Source organism: Paenibacillus sp. RC73, from assembly GCF_044908085.1.
Taxonomy (GTDB): domain Bacteria; phylum Bacillota; class Bacilli; order Paenibacillales; family Paenibacillaceae; genus Paenibacillus; species Paenibacillus terrae_A.
This window is the reverse complement of record NZ_JBIYCV010000006.1, coordinates 223,124-238,824: the sequence shown is the minus strand read 5'-3', so window position 1 is coordinate 238,824 and position 15,701 is coordinate 223,124. Positions and strand designations below refer to the sequence as shown.

Genomic DNA, 15,701 nt, shown 5'->3' with positions numbered 1-15,701 from the left:
TCAGGATGAGCGCCGCAAGACTGTTCTGTTGCCGGTTTAGCTCACGCTCAGAAACACGCGGATAATGACAGCCATAAGAAGGATGGGCGCAGTGGGATCAACAGGATATGTTCCAACCTGTAGGGGATACCCTCGCCATTTCGCATATAAGCAGAGTAGTTCTCATTTGAGTTTAGAAGGAGTGCAATTCATCTCCACACCGTAAAGGACCAGGTCACTCCAAGCTGCAAGCCGTGCTGAAAACGAGCGAACAGCAACTTGTTACAGTGCTGCGTATTATTTCATATTGTTTGGAAGGATACAGAAGGCAGCGAACTGGTGCGAACCTCAAGCTCACATGAAATCCCTGGGACATTCGCACCTCAGATTTTGTCGAAAATATGTCGAATGTGAACATGTTGTGAACGAATGATGCTCCAAACTTATTAATTCTGATGTCATTTGGTCCAAAATGCGCTAAGATGGGCTTAACTTAAGCTCATTTTACCCATTTTTCGCTGTCGCACTCTACATGAGTGCGTGGATTGAAATTTTGGCTGCTGGTGCTTCTGCATCCGTCACGGCGTCGCACTCTACATGAGTGCGTGGATTGAAATAGCGCATGAACCTTTTTTTGCGACGCAAGCGGAAGCCGCGGTCGCACTCTACATGAGTGCGTGGATTGAAATGATCCAGAGCCAGATATACAGGTAGGGGATCGGGTACGTCGCACTCTACATGAGTGCGTGGATTGAAATCATTATCCCATCGACTCTATGGACAACCTCTACTGTCGCACTCTACATGAGTGCGTGGATTGAAATATCTAAATAAACAATTTCATTATCGATTTTTTTTGTCGCACTCTACATGAGTGCGTGGATTGAAATAAGTTCTTGATCATGCTCCGGCGCCGTGTACGTGGTCGCACTCTACATGAGTGCGTGGATTGAAATTTCTAGGATCCAAACATATAGTCCACTTTTTCAGTCGCACTCTACATGAGTGCGTGGATTGAAATGTCATCGGCTCGCTGTTCTGTTTTCGTTGTTGGTCATGTGTCCTGCAATGATCTTTTCGACGACGAGTACCTTTTTCAATTCTTGTTTACTCTCATGTGATTGTCTCCTGTCCCATAGTGACATTATCACAGAAAAACAACTACTTACATAAACACCCTCTTGAAATAGCTGCAAGTTTCATCTATAATGCTGTAGCATATAGTAATACTCAAGGCATTGACCAAAGACATGATTTCCTTGAAGGGCCGTTCAGAGAGAAAAGACGAGGCTGAGAGCTTTTCCGGCAACCGCATGTGAAGTTACCCCTTTGTAGCCGTAACGTTGAACATGTAGCTGTGCAATGTGACAGTGACATCAGTAAGCGCCTACCGATTTATCCCCGTTAACGGATACCAATGGAGGGTCACGCATGTCGTGCATGAGCATGTTTTAATGAACATGAATGTACACACAGGAGCGGGCCGAACTAGGGTGGAACCACGAGCTGAACGCACTCGTCCCTTGAGGGAGAGAGGCGTTTTTTTGCGTTCAATTTTGATATATAGCATGCAACCTACAATTTGAATGGAGGCTTTAATCGTGAGTATTCAAGTGAAATTGCCGGATGGAGCCGTACGCGAGTACGAGCAGGGCGTAACGATCGCCGACGTGGCGGGTTCGATCAGCTCCGGGCTGAAAAAGAACGCAGTCGCAGGTAAAGTGAATGGGAAGGCTGTGGATCTGAACACCGTTTTGGATCAGGACAGTGACCTTGAAATTATTACGCTGGACAGTGCGGACGGTCTGGAAATTTATCGTCACAGCACAGCGCATTTGCTGGCACAAGCCCTCAAACGCATTTATGGCGAGAAAAACGTGAAGCTGGGTATTGGTCCGGTCATTGACAGCGGCTTCTACTATGACATTGATATTGAAAACCCGTTGTCCGTTGACGATCTGGCAAAGATCGAGAAGGAAATGGCGAAGATTACACAGGAAAATCTGCTGATTACACGTCGTGTCGTTAGCCGTGAGGAAGCAACTCGTATTTTCGGAGAGCTGGAAGATCCGTTGAAGCTGGAACTGATTCGCGATTTGCCAGAGGATGCAGAAATCACGATCTACGATCAGGGAGAATTTTTTGACCTGTGTCGCGGGCCGCATTTGCCATCTACAGGCCGCATTAAAGCTTTTAAACTGCTGAGTGTAGCAGGTGCATACTGGAGAGGCGATTCCAACAACAAGATGCTGCAACGTATCTACGGAACTGCATTCCCGAAAAAAGCACAGCTAGATGAGCATCTGTACTTGCTGGAAGAAGCGAAAAAACGCGACCATCGCAAGCTGGGTAAAGAGCTGGAGCTGTTCATGTTCTCCGAAGAAGCACCGGGCATGCCGTTCTACCTGCCTAAAGGTATGGTTGTCCGTACTGCGCTTGAGGATTACTCCCGTGAAATTCAACGCCTGCATGGCTATGAGGAAGTACGCACACCGCTGATGATGAACAACCGTCTGTGGGAACAATCAGGACACTATGAGCATTACAAGGAAAACATGTACTTCTCCGAAGTCGATGAAACTACATTTGCTCTGAAACCGATGAACTGCCCGGGGCATATGCTCGTGTTTAAAAATGAGCTTCATTCTTACCGCGATCTGCCGATTCGTATATCCGAATTTGGACAAGTGCATCGCCATGAGCTGTCCGGTGCGTTGAACGGTATGATGCGTGTTCGTACATTCTGTCAGGATGATGCGCACATTTTCGTTACTCCGGGTCAGATTGAGCAAGAGATTACAGATGTAATCAAGCTGATTAACGAAATGTATAGTGTGTTTGGCTTTGATTTTACAGTGGAGCTGTCCACACGTCCGGATGACTTTATGGGCGAGCCAGCGCTGTGGGATCAAGCGGAACAAGCTCTGCAAAACGTGCTGGATCATCTCGGCATCAGCTACCGTATTAATGCGGGAGATGGAGCGTTTTACGGTCCGAAAATTGACTTCCACATTCTCGATGCGCTCAAACGCAGCTGGCAGTGCGGAACGATCCAATTAGACTTCCAAATGCCTGAGAAGTTTGACCTTACTTATGTGGGCGAGGACAACCAGAAGCACCGTCCAGTCGTCATTCACCGTGCCATCTACGGTTCGATTGACCGCTTCATGGGCATCCTGACTGAGCATTTTACAGGTGCATTCCCATTGTGGCTGGCCCCTGTACATGCGAAGCTGCTGCCTGTATCCGAGAACTATATCGAGACTGCCAATGAGATACAGGATGCATTGCTGAAAGCGGGCCTGCGCGTCGAAGTGGATACTCGTAATGAGAAGCTTGGTTATAAAATCCGCGAGGCGCAATTGGAGAAGGTTCCATATATGTTCGTTATCGGGGAAAATGAAAAAACATCCGGTACTGTAGCGGTTCGTAAACGCGGCGAAGGCGATCTGGGATCACTCAGCATTGCGGACATCGTTGAGAAAATCAGCACAGAGATTCGCGAGAAGCAGTAAGCTCTGAATAAAAGAAATAGAGCAAGACAAAAAAATATAGAGCAAAAGAGCGCTCAAGCCACGATAAAAGTGGTTTTGAGCGCTCTTAATTTAATAATCAGGATTTTGTAAAATCCTCATAATGCATAATTAGCAATGCTGAAGCTGAATCGAGGCTGTTGACGCCTCAGCCCAATGTTCAAGGATCATATATACCAATGTCTAGCAGGTCTGTGGCCGGGATTCGATGTGATCCGTGGCGAGGGAGAGTGTCTTCGAAGAGGATTCCGCAGCAGTTGGCTGCTCGGGGGATTCTTCTTGCTCCTGTTCCTCGCTGAGCGACAAGATTTCGCCGCGTAGTTTTAGCATTTTCTGATCCAGTTCATAGGTTGCACGCGCAGCCTCGGATAATCCGTTAACGACATGCTCAGGCACTTTCTTATCGAACTTATAGTACAAAATATGCTCCATGCTGGCCCAGAAATCCATAGCCAGTGTGCGGAGCTGAATTTCAACCTTGATCCAGCGCGTACCTTCAAACAGAATCAGGGGAACTTCTACAATCACATGAAGGCTCTGATAGCCGTTGGGCTTGGGTTGCTCAATATAGTCCTTGACCTCCAGAATACGGATGTCTTCCCGTGTACGCAGATGATCCATCAGGCGGTAAATATCTTTAACAAAAGCACACACGACCCGCATTCCCGCGATATCATGAATTTCACGCAATATATTGTCCAGGGTGACCTCATACCCTTTGCGCCGAACCTTTTCCACAATGCTGTGAGGCTCTTTGATTCGGGTCTTGATATGCTCAATCGGGCTAAAGCCGTCCAACAGTTTCCATTCCGTCTGAATCAGCTTAATTTTGTTCTTTAATTCCTCCAGAGCCAACTGATAAAGGACAGGGATTTTTCTCCATTCCTCCAGTTGCTTGGCGTTAACTCCGTTCTGCTCCAGCTGTAGCTGAAATTCCTGTAAGGGCAAAGGGACAGCATTCAAGTGCTTCCAATCCGGTTCATTCACAGGCCATTCTCCTAATTGAGGCTTACGATGTCCTCGATCTATTTCGTAAATATGCACTACCGTATATATTGTACACTATGTCAAAACCTACAGGCAAAGGAGAAGAGGCTGCGGGAAGAAAAAAAGGATAACAATTCATATTGTAAAACCGAGTAAACCGATGTATAATTACCGAAATGTTGATTCGAAGCATTTTAAAAAAATTACATGAAGCTCTGTTAGTCACTCTATTCAATATAAATTACAGAAAAAGAGGTCGGGACAAATGGCAAAAGTAGAAAGCTTTCAATTAGATCACACGATTGTAAAAGCCCCTTATGTAAGAGCAGCCGGTGTAGAGCATGACGAAAAAGGAAGTACAGTCCAAAAGTATGACTTGAGATTTTTACAGCCGAATGAAGATGCAATTCCAACAGCCGCTGTACATACGCTGGAACACTTGTTGGCGACGTATTTGAGAGATGAAATTAAAGGGATTATTGATATTTCTCCGATGGGATGCAGAACCGGGTTCTATTTAATTCTTTGGAACGAGCATGAGCCTGAAGAAATTGCAGTCGCTTTGGAAAAAACCTTGAAAAGAATTCTGGAAACCACGGAGGTTCCGGCTGTTACGTCTTTGGAATGTGGGAACTACAAGGACCACTCTCTTTTCTCGGCGCAGGAATATGTAAAAATTGTATTGGAAGCTGGCATTAGCCGGGATCCTTTTGAAAGAGTTTTTTAAAATCTATGATTTCGATCGACTTATCTCATCAGACAGCGGTAGTGACAGGCGGCAAGTCAGGTATAGGCAAGGGAATTGTGGAACTGTTCATTCAAAGCGGGGCCAAAGTGATTTCTGCTGATATTTCTTATGAAGAGCCGTATCGAGTGGTCAATCCGCAGTTGGTTGAAACTCATTTGGACATTTCCAAGCCGGACGATATTGAGAGATGGTGCAATGTACTGTTCAGTGAAACGGGAGTCCCTGACATATTGGTAAACTGTGCGGGCACTTCCACGATGGACTATGTCATTGATAGCGAGTTAGCAGACTGGGAGAAGGTATTTTCTATTAATTCAACCGGATTATATGTGACGTCCAAACGGTTTGCCAAAGAAATGGTGAACGCTCATAAGCCGGGACGAATTATTCAAATCGCTTCGCAGGCTGGAAAAAATGGATATCGGGCGATGGGAGGGTATTGCGCCTCCAAACATGCGGTTCTCGGATTAACCAAGGTTATGGCGATTGAGCTTGCGTCCCAAAATATTTTGGTCAATGCGGTGTGTCCCGGCATTGTAGAAACGCCGATGAAGCATCGGGAACGGATTGAGGGGGGCGTCATTCGTGGAATGACCGCTCAAGAAATATATGAGGAAGATTGTTCTCAGGTACCTCTGGGAAGAACGGCTGAGGTGGAGGACGTCGCCAATGTGGTGCTGTTTTTGGCAAGTCCGCTCTCTGCATACATGACAGGACAAGCGATTAATGTTACAGGCGGAATGACGATGCACTAGCAAGATCTGGGGGGAAGTAGAGATGAAGAAATCATTAATTTTACTATTAGGAATCAGTTTATTATTAGTAGCTGCAGGATGTGGCAATAAAAGCTCTGACAGTAGTGGCGCCAGCTCCACTTCCGGTTCGGAAACACAGAAATTAGTCATCGGCTCCATGGGTTCTGACGCACAGATCTGGAAGCATATTGCCCAATCTCAAGCAGCCAAGGATGCCAAGCTGGACATTCAAGTGAAGGAAATTAACGGCGGGATCGAAACGAACAATGCCACCAAGGAAGGCGAAGTGGATGTGAATGCATTCCAGTCGTGGGCATATCTCGTTACCTACAACAAGGAAAGTAAGGCGGATTTGAAGGCTATTGCCACAACCTATCTGGAGCCGATGGGCATCTACTCACAAAAATTCAAAAGCATTGATGAAGTGACGGACGGGGCTTTGGTGGCTTTGGCAGATAATCCGGCCAATACGGCAAGAGGCTTGAAGCTGTTGGAGGCGTCCGGCCTAATTAAGCTGAAAGCAGATTTTGATGATGCTTTAGGCACGGTCAATGATATCACCAGCAATCCTAAAAACCTGAAATTTGAGCTGATCGACGATAAAACAGGTCCTCGTGTGATTCAGGATGTGGGATTGGTTTTGATCGGGAATACGATTGCTTTAGAAGGTGGCCTGAATGTACTTAAAGATTCTTTGTTCCACGAAGAGATCAGTCAGGCGACCAAAAATAATATTAATGTCCTGGTCACTTCATCCGATAAGGCGAATGACAAAGGACTTCAAAAGTTGGCAGATCTGTATCATAGCGAGGATACCCAAAAATACATTAAAGATGAATTTGGCGGCACCAAGGTAGAGGTTAAAGAGCCTGTTTCTTATTTGGAAGGAAAGTAATACTCGGAAGTAGCTGTCGTTAAAATCATAGTTGAGCGGTAGAGGAATGACAGGATGCTCCCGATTTCCTCTATTTGCCCAATTTATTGATTATAAACCCAAAAACACAATGTACCCAATATACAAACAAGCGACAAAGGATAGAGCAGCCACTTGCTAACTCTACCTTTAAAAACGATTACCAAACAAACAGTACATATCCACGCGATTATCAATTGCCAGAAACCCAATGAATCAACACCTCCCCATGACAGCATACTTCGACAAAGTGAAATGTATATCCTTCCACTTGTTTTTTCATATGGAGCAAGAACTGCATGAGATCCAAAGATTCTGCAAGGATTATATAAAAAAGGCCAGCACATTGGCCGACCTGATCACCGAAGCCCGAAAGCTGTGGTGCTGTTCCTTACCACTAAGGTCAAAATATTTGTGAACCATTTCACTTTGGTTTAAATTAACTTTCGCTCCACCCTCAGTAATGAGAAAAACTTTCTCTGTCTCAGAGAGTTTTTTAATTTCTTTTTCGGTATAATCCATTTCGCTTAAGATCTCGTATTGTTGTTTCTCCGTCAAAGATTTTGCATTCTCAATTGGCTCAACACGACCATCAGAAAATTTTTTAACCGTTAGATTGCTGTCAATTTTCAGTGGAGTATAGTCCATTACTGCAATTTCTGCCGCACTAGCCGCGCTAACTGAGCCTTGAGATAATGCAAGGAGTCCAACTACCACAAGCGAGAGTAAACCTGTCTTATGTTTCATTTTATACCTTAAAAATGGAATTATTTGTAAATATATTCTCGATATTATCATATATATAGTATAATGATCAATTATTGGAGGTGATGATATTTTTGGTCAAAAAATAAAATAATTAAAGTCACTTTAAGAATTGTATTTATTTTGCTAATATTAGGCTGGATTTATTATTATTCAGGATCTCATCCAAGTGAAATGGCTAAATTAGTTGAAATTCATGATGATTACTTAGTAATACAGAGTGATCCGGCTAACGGAGGTGAGATTAAAAAATTATATATCACTTCAAAATCCGTTATCCCTCCTCTTGTTGTGGGGAAAGAATATTATTTCGTGTCTGACCAAAGGTATTTTCAACGTCCATATATCCGTTTTGTAGAAGACTAAACATGAAGGTTCGCTTTGTTGTCCTTTCACAAAAGCATATTTCTGTTTCCACTCTCTTAAAGTACTTATGGAAATGGTATAAATAGAAATGACAGATATATAATGAACAATAAGCACCATCATAACCATGTAACTAGTGGTTTTGATGGTGCTTTTATACTTTTTCAGGGAAAGAATGATTTAGTTTATGCCTATCTGGCCGGGATGCTGCGTGTCTCCTCTGTCATCGGGGATGAGCAGAGCGGGCATACCGGCGGCGTGCCTGCTCCAGCCGAAGCCGTTCGGCGGGCGCCTGACGTATCGCGCCGCATCCACGCCTTGCAGGCGTCGTCGGTGCATTTCCACACGGGCACGCTGATGCGTGGCTCCTCCCGTGTACTTGCCACCGACGAGGCCGTCCGCGCTGACCCGCTGCCCGGTCCGGGCCTGCTGCTCACGCGGGTAGCCGTGCCGGACGCGTGAGCTCCGCTGCTGGCGCGGCCACCTTGCCCGGAAGTCCCCTTCGGCTGGCCGAAGCTGGTGCGCCGCGTTTCCGGCTTGGAAGCCTCAGGGGGTGTGACCCCGTAGGCTTCCAACAGGAAGCGCGACACGGCGGCAGGCTTGCCGTGGTTGGAGGCGGGGGAGGTGATGTACAGCAGCTCCTTCGCCCGGGTGACGGCCACGTAGGCGAGGCGGCGCTCTTCCTCCAGCGCCGCGTCGTTATCTACGGCCGCTGCGGGGGCTGCGCCTGCCCGCCGATCCTCTGGCAGCTCGCTGTGCAACGCGGAGCTGTGCGGCAGGATGCCTTCGCTGGCGCCGATCCAGTAGACGCAAGGGAACTCCAGTCCCTTGGCCCGGTGGATCGTCATAAGGCGGACAGCATCGCTGTCTTCCTCTCTGCGCAGCGATTCCATCTGACGGTGGCGCTCAGAAAGCTCGTCCGCAAAGCTGACGAACGTCTCCACCGTGTCAAAACGCTTCGCCGCCGTTTCCAGCTCCTCCAGACTTTCCTGCATCGTTTCCTTATAATGAGTCCACGCGCCCGTATCGCCGCTTTCCAAATATTTATCGTAGAAAACGCGCCGCATTTCCTGAATGGCATAGGTCGGCTTCATCGTGGTGAGGCTGCGAATCAGCCGAATACGCTCCTTCACCTGTTCACGCTGAAAGTCGCGCAGCCGATCCCAGCGGCTGAGATGGATTAACGGATATTTTTTAGCCTGCTGCTTTTCCTCGCGCATAATCCATTCCATCCCCGCTTCACGGGAAACATACAGCGGCCCAAGGGTACTTGGAATGGATTCCATCCGCCGGGGGTTCAGCGACAGACGAAGGTGATCCATCAAGGGACGAATCAGGGATTGGTCATAAAATACCGCCCCGGCCCCATACTGAATAAACGGTACATCCCGCATGATTAATTGCTCAAAAATAGAACGGCTTCCGCTGGCTGTCCGGTGCAAAATCGCGATATCCCGGTAGCGAAGCCGACCTTCCTCTACCTGTCCGAGCAGATGTGTAACAATATGCGCCGCTTCTTCCTCCGGCCCGGATGGCGTGGCAAACTGTGGGGGCAGGCCCTCACGTCCGGCAGCCGACAGGCGTTTGGAGCGTCGGTGGACGTTTTTGGCGACAATGTTGGAGCCCAGCCCCAAAATCCGTGCATCGCTGCGGTAATTAATATCAAGGGTAATGACCTTCGCATCCTTGTAGACCTTGTCGAACTCCAGAATGGATTCCTGACGTGCCCCGTTAAAGGTGTAGATCGTCTGGTCATCATCACCGACGACCATCAGATTGCGGTGACGGGCAGCCAATCGCTGCACCATTTCATATTGCAGGGCATTCGTATCCTGAAACTCATCGACCATGATGTGGGAAAAACGCCGCTGAAGCGGCTGAAGCACATCCGGGTCACGCAGCAGAACGGAGGCACGCAGCAGAATATCGTCAAAATCCATTTTATTACGCTCCTGTTTCCACGCTTCATAAGCGAGCATGGCACGCTTGGCATCCGATTCCTCGCGTACAGTTTCCGGCAGCTCGTCCGCGCTGTGGCCTTCCGCCTTCCAGGCGGAAAGGGCGGACAGCAGGCTTTCAGGCTGGAAGGCCTCGCTAAGCCCGAGCTGGCGCAGCATCATTTTCATGACGGTGTGCTGCGCCTGCGTTTCGCCGAATACTTCATCCTGCACACCGCGATGCCGCAGCATCGCCAAAGCGAACGAGTGGAAGGTACGCGCTTGGACGGCACGTGCGGCAGCCGGGCGCACACCGGGCAATCCTGCGATGCGCAGCTTCATTTCGGCAGCCGCCTTGCTGGTGAAGGTCACCAGCAGGATGGACGATGCAGGAACATCCCGCAGCGCCATCAGGTAGCCTGCGCGGGCGGCCAGTACTGTGGTTTTGCCGCAGCCTGCCCCGGCTAGTGTCAGCAAGGGGCCTTTACCATGACGGACGGCCTGGATTTGCGGGCGATTCAAGTGAATACCCGCGTTCTCCAAAGCGCGAAAATAAGCCGAGTCGCGGTCACTGTCAGATACTAGCGTTGTGCTGGTATCCATAGAAGCACGGCGGGCCTGCGGGCTTGACACTGAATAAGGAACCCCGATAGGACGGGGGTAAAAAGCAGGATTTGGGTCCATGATCCTGAAACCCCTTTCGATTATAAAATCTTCCATTTTCACAAATGGGGGTAGTTTTTGGTATGATAGAGTTCTAGTCAGCATAAGCTGCTCTTGAGAACAAGACGATGGACTGAAATATATGCTGAAATGCTTGCATCCTTTCAAAAGGCGATATGACCGCATTCCATTATACAGGAGTTCGAGGTTTGCCAACAGAAAAAAACTTGGGATATATGCACGGTACGGGGAAATCCGGCTGGATATAGGGAGGAAATCAATATGAAGCTGATTCAACGTATAAAGGAAGGCGCGAATCGCGCTACAGAAAAGGCACAGCATGCTGTCGAGATTAGTAAAATAAATTCACAAATTACAGCGATTCAGCAGGAAATGGATGTTCATTTTTTGCGAATGGGTCAAATTTTTTATGAAGGCTACCGGGCATCCGATATGTCGGTGGCAGAAAAGGAAATGACACAGCTATCTACCGCTTGTGATGAGCTACAGGATGAAATTGACGAGCTGCGCGGCAGAATTGCAGAGCTGAAAAACGCTCATTTATGCACCTGTGGAGCTGTTGTGCCGCTGGATGCGAACTTTTGTCCGAAATGTGGGCGCAAGCTGAATGAGGGACAGGCTGCTTCCAAGCAAGTGGCTGCTGTGCGTGAAGAGGCGCCAACGGGCGTATATTCGTTTGATCTGCGCAAGCATGAGGAACCAGCCAAGGGTGCTGAGCCTGCCCACAATAATTACGAGGAACATGAGCCGTATGATCGGCATGAACCGGAGCAGCATAAGCTGCATGAAATGCACGAACCATCCAGCTTGGAGCGCAACTATACGGTGTCCGATTTTACACCGGAAGAAAAAGCGGCCTTCGATGAAGAGTGGGAGCGTCGTCGTCAGGAAGAGCTGGAGCAAGAGCATCGCCGTCTGGAGGAGCTGGAACGTGAACGGGAGCGCCAGGAGGAGCTGGACGAGCGTATTCGATACTGGAAGGCCAACAACTCCGAGGCAGAGAAGCCGGCAACTCCGGCTGCACAGGTACGCGAGAATGTGAAATGCCAAATTTGCACAGCCGAGCTGCCCAAAGGCTCCAAGTGGTGCCCGCGTTGCGGAGCTGAACAGATTTGACGCAGCCGAACAGGCTGCTGCAGGATATGAACAGAACGCCGGGCAGCATAGGGGGAACAGAACATATGGAGCGTTTGCTGCATCATCTGCGTAATCTGGGATTTACGGAAATGGAAGCCAAGGTTATGGTCGAGCTATCGAGGCAAAATGCGGCCTCCGGCTATGAAGTCGCCAAGCGTCTGGGTGCATCACGCTCCAACGTATACGCGGCTTTGCAGCGTCTGGCCGGGCAAGGGTATCTCAGGGCGAGTGCGGGAGAACCTGTGCGTTACAGCATGCTGCCATCGGGTGAGCTGACTCGGATGATTGAAGGACAGTTGCAGGAGTCCCTGCGTGCAGTCGAGAAGGAAATGCCGAGAGCAGAGCCAGACAAGCCAACCTTTTATAACGTGGAAGGCGACCGGAATGTACTGGAAAGCCTGACCCGTGAGCTGGAACGGGCGGAGCATGAGATTGTGCTGGATTTGTGGCGTGAGGAAGCTGAACTGCTGCGGACAGAGCTGGAAAAAGCCGAAAAACGGGGTGTACGGCTGCTATGGTCCTGCGATAACGGTGAAAGTGTGCTTGGACCGTGGCTGCCGCGGGCGTCTGGCAAAAACGGACAGGAGCCGTCGGGACGCAAATTTTCTTTTGTCATTGATCGGCGCTGGTGCCTGCTGGGCATGCGGGGAGAGAATTGCCCGACACAGGCGCTCATTACCGAGCACCCGGTGATGACAGGGCTGCTGCTGAATCATTTTGCCCAGGATCTGATTCTGTATGAGCTGGAGCATGACATGGGCAGCGAGCTGTCAACCCGGTATGGCTGGCGGTATGAGGGCATTATCGGTAAATATATGTCGGCCGGAGAATAAAATAAGTTTTATAGAACAGGAAGTTTCATCAGAGCCTGGCATATAGATGTAATGTATCCGGCCTTATGAGGAACGAATTGATCCGATGTAATCAGGCGGCGATGCTGTTCGGGGTTCGGCCCCGAGGATATGCCATTGGCTTCGAGAAAAGGAATACGTCCTTCAAAGAGGGCCAGTGCTTGTTCGAGGTCTGCTTCGTACAGCCCGGCCACTTCTTCTTGCTGGAGTCGATAGTCCTCCAATGGCTGGTTCGACAGCAATCCAAACACCGAGCTGATCTCGCGGTCCCAAAAAGATATGCCCTGTGCCGTTCCTTTGCTCTCATATCGAACGGTCATCAGCGGTGTCAATGAGGTAAAAGGAACGTGAATGCCGAGTTCTTCCTCCAGCTCACGCACTGCCTGAGATACATCTTCACCTGCCGTTAAATGGCCTGCTGCCGTAATATCGTAGTAGCCGGGGAAGGTGTCCTTCGTATCCTGGCGCTGTTGAAAGAGCAAGCGGCGGCCTGTTGAGGTGTCTCGTGCCAGCCAGCAGTGAAAGGTATGGTGCCAGTACCCCTTGGCGTGTGCGTCTTGGCGGGAAGCTGTGCCAAGGGGCTTATCTTCATCGTCATAGATGTCCAGAAGCTCGCTAGTCATCGTGGTTCCTCCTAAAGTATAAGCAGATGTAAAAGGTCTATTTTACAGTATAACGTGTTTTTCGTCCTGACGATATGAAGGCGGCTATGGAATGTGGAGTGGGGTTTGGGGTATGCTGGGAACATGGAGATTTACGCCATAAAATAGGTATACGATCGAAAGGAGCGATTTTACATGGAATGTATCGTACATTTTCGGGTCATGCATCCGGAAGAACCTAAGGAGCTGCGCGGACTGATTATGCTGGAAAGCGGAGGCAAGCCGGGTATCGAACAAATCACGGATATGTTCAAAAATATGGGTTATGATGTCCGTCCGGACAACCCGGAGGAACTGATTTTCAAGCCAGTCGATGCCAGAGCGAATTATACATATATCCGGGTTATTGAGCTGGATACGGGTGAGGAAGTCTATCAGGAAGACCGGGATTTACGTGCGATCCTGGAAACCTTGCTGAATAAGCGTTAAGGGATCAAGCTATCCTGTTGTCATTTCATAGGAACGGAGAAAAGAAATATGAGATTGTATATCATTCGGCACGCAGATCCTGATTATCCGAACAATACCATAACTCCGGAAGGGCATTTGGAGGCTCAGGCACTGGCCAAACGGCTTTCCAGTCACGGACTGGACCGTATTTATGCTTCTCCTATGGGGCGTGCGCTGGATACGATGCGATACACCGCCGATTCTCTCGGTATGACTCATGAAGTGGAGCACTGGACGCAGGAGTTGGGCTTGAAGCTGGAGGAAACTCCTTATGGTCGTCTCTCTCATTGGGATTTACCCGGTGAAGTGATCCGCTCTGAGGTGCCTCTGCCGACTCATGACTCCTGGAAGGAGATTTCCTATTATCAGGGAACGCAAAGTCCTGAAACGTTCGAGCAGCTAAAGCTTCATTCCGATGAATTCTTGAAGCGCCAAGGCTTTGAGCGGGTTGGGGGGAAATATCGAATTCTGAAGCATACCGAAGACCGGGTGGCCGTATTTTGCCATGGCGGCTTCGGGCTGACCTGGCTTGCCCATCTGCTGGAGCTGCCACTGGCCCTGGTCTGGTCCGGTTTCTGGATGCCGCCTAGCTCCGTAACCACGATCTTGTTTGATGAGCGTTCCAAGGAGTGGGCGACTCCGCGTTGCATCGGCTTCGGTGATGTCTCCCATCTATACGCAGAGGGCTTGCCCGTCAGGCCCCGTGGCATTATCACCAATTTTAGCTGATCAAGCCTTCGATACTATAATCAAAGCGGCTTAGACGTTTCATCGTCTAAGCCGCTTTTTGTAGTTATATGAGTGGTTCTTGACCGACGTCTCCCGGCTGAAACCAGTTAGTGTGCTTCTACGTAACCTTCCAGCTTGGAGGTGCAATGTGCGCAGCGGGTTGCAGCCTTGGGAATTTCCGACAGGCAGTGTGGGCACTCCTTGGTCGTTTTTTCTTGAGGAGGTTTTTCTTCCTCTTTACGCTTCAGCATGTTGATCCCTTTGACCAGCAGGAACACGCAGAAGGCCACGATCATAAAGTCAAGCAGAACGTTAATAAACTGACCGTAGGCAAGAACGGCGATCCCTGCATCTTTGGCCTGTGCCAGAGTCATGCGTGTTCCATCAGCATTCAAAGGCTCGGCAGTTCTTAAAGCAACATATAGGTCTGGAAAATTCATGCCGCCCAGAAGCTTACCAATCGGAGGCATAATAATATCATTTACTACAGAAGTGACAATTTTGCCAAAAGCTCCACCGATGATAACACCAACCGCGAGATCAATCACGTTTCCCCGTACAGCAAATTCCTTAAACTCCTTAATAAAACCTTTTCCGCTCATGTGAGTGCTCACCTTCTTTACATAAAATCATTTATTTATAATACATGCTATGTTAGCTGAGGGCAATTCCAGATTTTTTAATTTCACTTTGTCACAAATCCACAGGTTCATTTGTCTTCTAAGTGTAAACCAATGATGGAGGCGATGTATCGTGAGTTTAAGATTCAATCACAGAGCAGTAAGTCCAAGTACGTTTAAGGTAATGATGGAGATGGAAAAATATATTTCCGGACGTTTTATAGACAAGGTGCTGTACGAGCTGCTGAAAATCAGAGTATCCCAGATTAACGGGTGTTCTTATTGTTTGGACATGCATGCCAAGGATCTACTGAAACTGGGGGACTATGGTGATCACATTTTGCAGTTGGCCCTATGGCGGGAAGTTCCTTTGTTCACGGAAAAAGAACGTGCTATGCTTGAATTAGCTGAAGCGGTTGCCCGCATTTCTGAACAAGGGGTACCTACGGATTTGTATAATCGGGTCAGAGAACATTTTACCGAGGAAGAATATGTGGACGTAATCATGGCTGTTAACGTCATTAACAGTTGGAACCGGATTGCTATTGCAACGGGAATGTATCCGGGTAGTCTTTAATCGAACAG

14 protein-coding genes and 1 CRISPR repeat array are annotated in these 15,701 nt (G+C 48.5%); of the genes, 9 read left to right on the top strand and 5 right to left on the bottom strand.

All coding sequences use genetic code 11. From position 1 onward, the window contains the following. Positions 1 to 499: 499 nt before the first annotated feature. Positions 500 to 1,000: direct repeats of the CRISPR family, unit length 32 nt; unit sequence GTCGCACTCTACATGAGTGCGTGGATTGAAAT. Between the two features lie 580 nt (positions 1,001 to 1,580). Continuing rightward, positions 1,581 to 3,494 carry a threonine--tRNA ligase gene (gene thrS / locus ABH897_RS16355; RefSeq protein ID WP_404592402.1) on the top strand — a complete coding sequence of 638 codons (1,914 nt, stop codon included), beginning with the start codon at positions 1,581 to 1,583 and terminating at the stop codon, positions 3,492 to 3,494. Positions 3,495 to 3,695: 201 nt separating this feature from the next. Here thrS and ABH897_RS16350 read toward each other — a convergent pair whose 3' ends face one another. Then, positions 3,696 to 4,499 carry a GTP pyrophosphokinase gene (locus tag ABH897_RS16350; protein WP_404592401.1) on the bottom strand — a complete coding sequence of 268 codons (804 nt, stop codon included), beginning with the start codon at positions 4,497 to 4,499 and terminating at the stop codon, positions 3,696 to 3,698. A 265-nt stretch (positions 4,500 to 4,764) separates the two neighbouring features. On the opposite strand from ABH897_RS16350, the gene ABH897_RS16345 reads away from it, so the two are divergent. From ABH897_RS16345 to ABH897_RS16335, 3 genes are read left to right on the top strand one after another with little or no spacing between them, the layout of a single operon-like run. After that, complete coding sequence (locus ABH897_RS16345; RefSeq protein WP_404519773.1) at positions 4,765 to 5,226, top strand: S-ribosylhomocysteine lyase; 462 nt, start codon at positions 4,765 to 4,767, stop codon at positions 5,224 to 5,226. Positions 5,227 to 5,231: 5 nt separating this feature from the next. Further along, complete coding sequence (locus ABH897_RS16340; RefSeq protein ID WP_404592400.1) at positions 5,232 to 6,002, top strand: SDR family NAD(P)-dependent oxidoreductase; 771 nt, start codon at positions 5,232 to 5,234, stop codon at positions 6,000 to 6,002. 22 nt (positions 6,003 to 6,024) lie between these two features. After that, complete coding sequence (locus ABH897_RS16335) at positions 6,025 to 6,897, top strand: MetQ/NlpA family ABC transporter substrate-binding protein (protein ID WP_404581156.1); 873 nt, start codon at positions 6,025 to 6,027, stop codon at positions 6,895 to 6,897. A 342-nt stretch (positions 6,898 to 7,239) separates the two neighbouring features. Here the strand turns inward: ABH897_RS16335 and ABH897_RS16330 are convergent, their stop codons facing one another. Together ABH897_RS16330 and ABH897_RS16325 are read right to left on the bottom strand one after the other, a co-directional pair. Then, positions 7,240 to 7,662, bottom strand: coding sequence for a hypothetical protein (locus tag ABH897_RS16330; RefSeq protein ID WP_404592399.1), 423 nt, complete (start codon positions 7,660 to 7,662; stop codon positions 7,240 to 7,242). A gap of 575 nt (positions 7,663 to 8,237) precedes the next feature. Next, positions 8,238 to 10,667 (bottom strand): UvrD-helicase domain-containing protein, encoded by a 2,430-nt coding sequence (locus tag ABH897_RS16325; protein ID WP_404592493.1) that lies wholly within the window; start codon positions 10,665 to 10,667, stop codon positions 8,238 to 8,240. Between the two features lie 261 nt (positions 10,668 to 10,928). Between ABH897_RS16325 and ABH897_RS16320 the strand changes: the two genes are divergently transcribed. Both ABH897_RS16320 and ABH897_RS16315 read left to right on the top strand, forming a co-directional pair. Then, positions 10,929 to 11,783, top strand: coding sequence for a zinc ribbon domain-containing protein (locus ABH897_RS16320; protein ID WP_283654499.1), 855 nt, complete (start codon positions 10,929 to 10,931; stop codon positions 11,781 to 11,783). A 65-nt stretch (positions 11,784 to 11,848) separates the two neighbouring features. Continuing rightward, the gene (locus tag ABH897_RS16315) at positions 11,849 to 12,637 is read left to right on the top strand and encodes a TrmB family transcriptional regulator (RefSeq protein WP_283656180.1); all 789 of its coding nucleotides are present in this window, start codon (positions 11,849 to 11,851) and stop codon (positions 12,635 to 12,637) included. An 8-nt stretch (positions 12,638 to 12,645) separates the two neighbouring features. Here the strand turns inward: ABH897_RS16315 and ABH897_RS16310 are convergent, their stop codons facing one another. Further along, entirely contained in the window at positions 12,646 to 13,278 is a 633-nt protein-coding gene (locus tag ABH897_RS16310) for an NUDIX hydrolase (protein ID WP_404581159.1), read from the bottom strand. A gap of 174 nt (positions 13,279 to 13,452) precedes the next feature. On the opposite strand from ABH897_RS16310, the gene ABH897_RS16305 reads away from it, so the two are divergent. Both ABH897_RS16305 and ABH897_RS16300 read left to right on the top strand, forming a co-directional pair. Further along, positions 13,453 to 13,746: a hypothetical protein gene (locus tag ABH897_RS16305; RefSeq protein WP_014279590.1), complete on the top strand. Its 294-nt coding sequence runs from the start codon at positions 13,453 to 13,455 to the stop codon at positions 13,744 to 13,746. A 48-nt stretch (positions 13,747 to 13,794) separates the two neighbouring features. Continuing rightward, complete coding sequence (locus ABH897_RS16300; protein WP_283654501.1) at positions 13,795 to 14,496, top strand: histidine phosphatase family protein; 702 nt, start codon at positions 13,795 to 13,797, stop codon at positions 14,494 to 14,496. A gap of 107 nt (positions 14,497 to 14,603) precedes the next feature. Here the strand turns inward: ABH897_RS16300 and mscL are convergent, their stop codons facing one another. Further along, entirely contained in the window at positions 14,604 to 15,098 is a 495-nt protein-coding gene (mscL, locus tag ABH897_RS16295) for a large conductance mechanosensitive channel protein MscL (protein WP_404519765.1), read from the bottom strand. A gap of 151 nt (positions 15,099 to 15,249) precedes the next feature. Here mscL and ABH897_RS16290 point away from each other — a divergent pair, with 151 nt between their 5' ends. Then, on the top strand, positions 15,250 to 15,693 hold the full coding sequence (locus ABH897_RS16290; RefSeq protein WP_283654503.1) for a carboxymuconolactone decarboxylase family protein: 444 nt from the start codon (positions 15,250 to 15,252) through the stop codon (positions 15,691 to 15,693). Positions 15,694 to 15,701 lie beyond the last annotated feature (8 nt).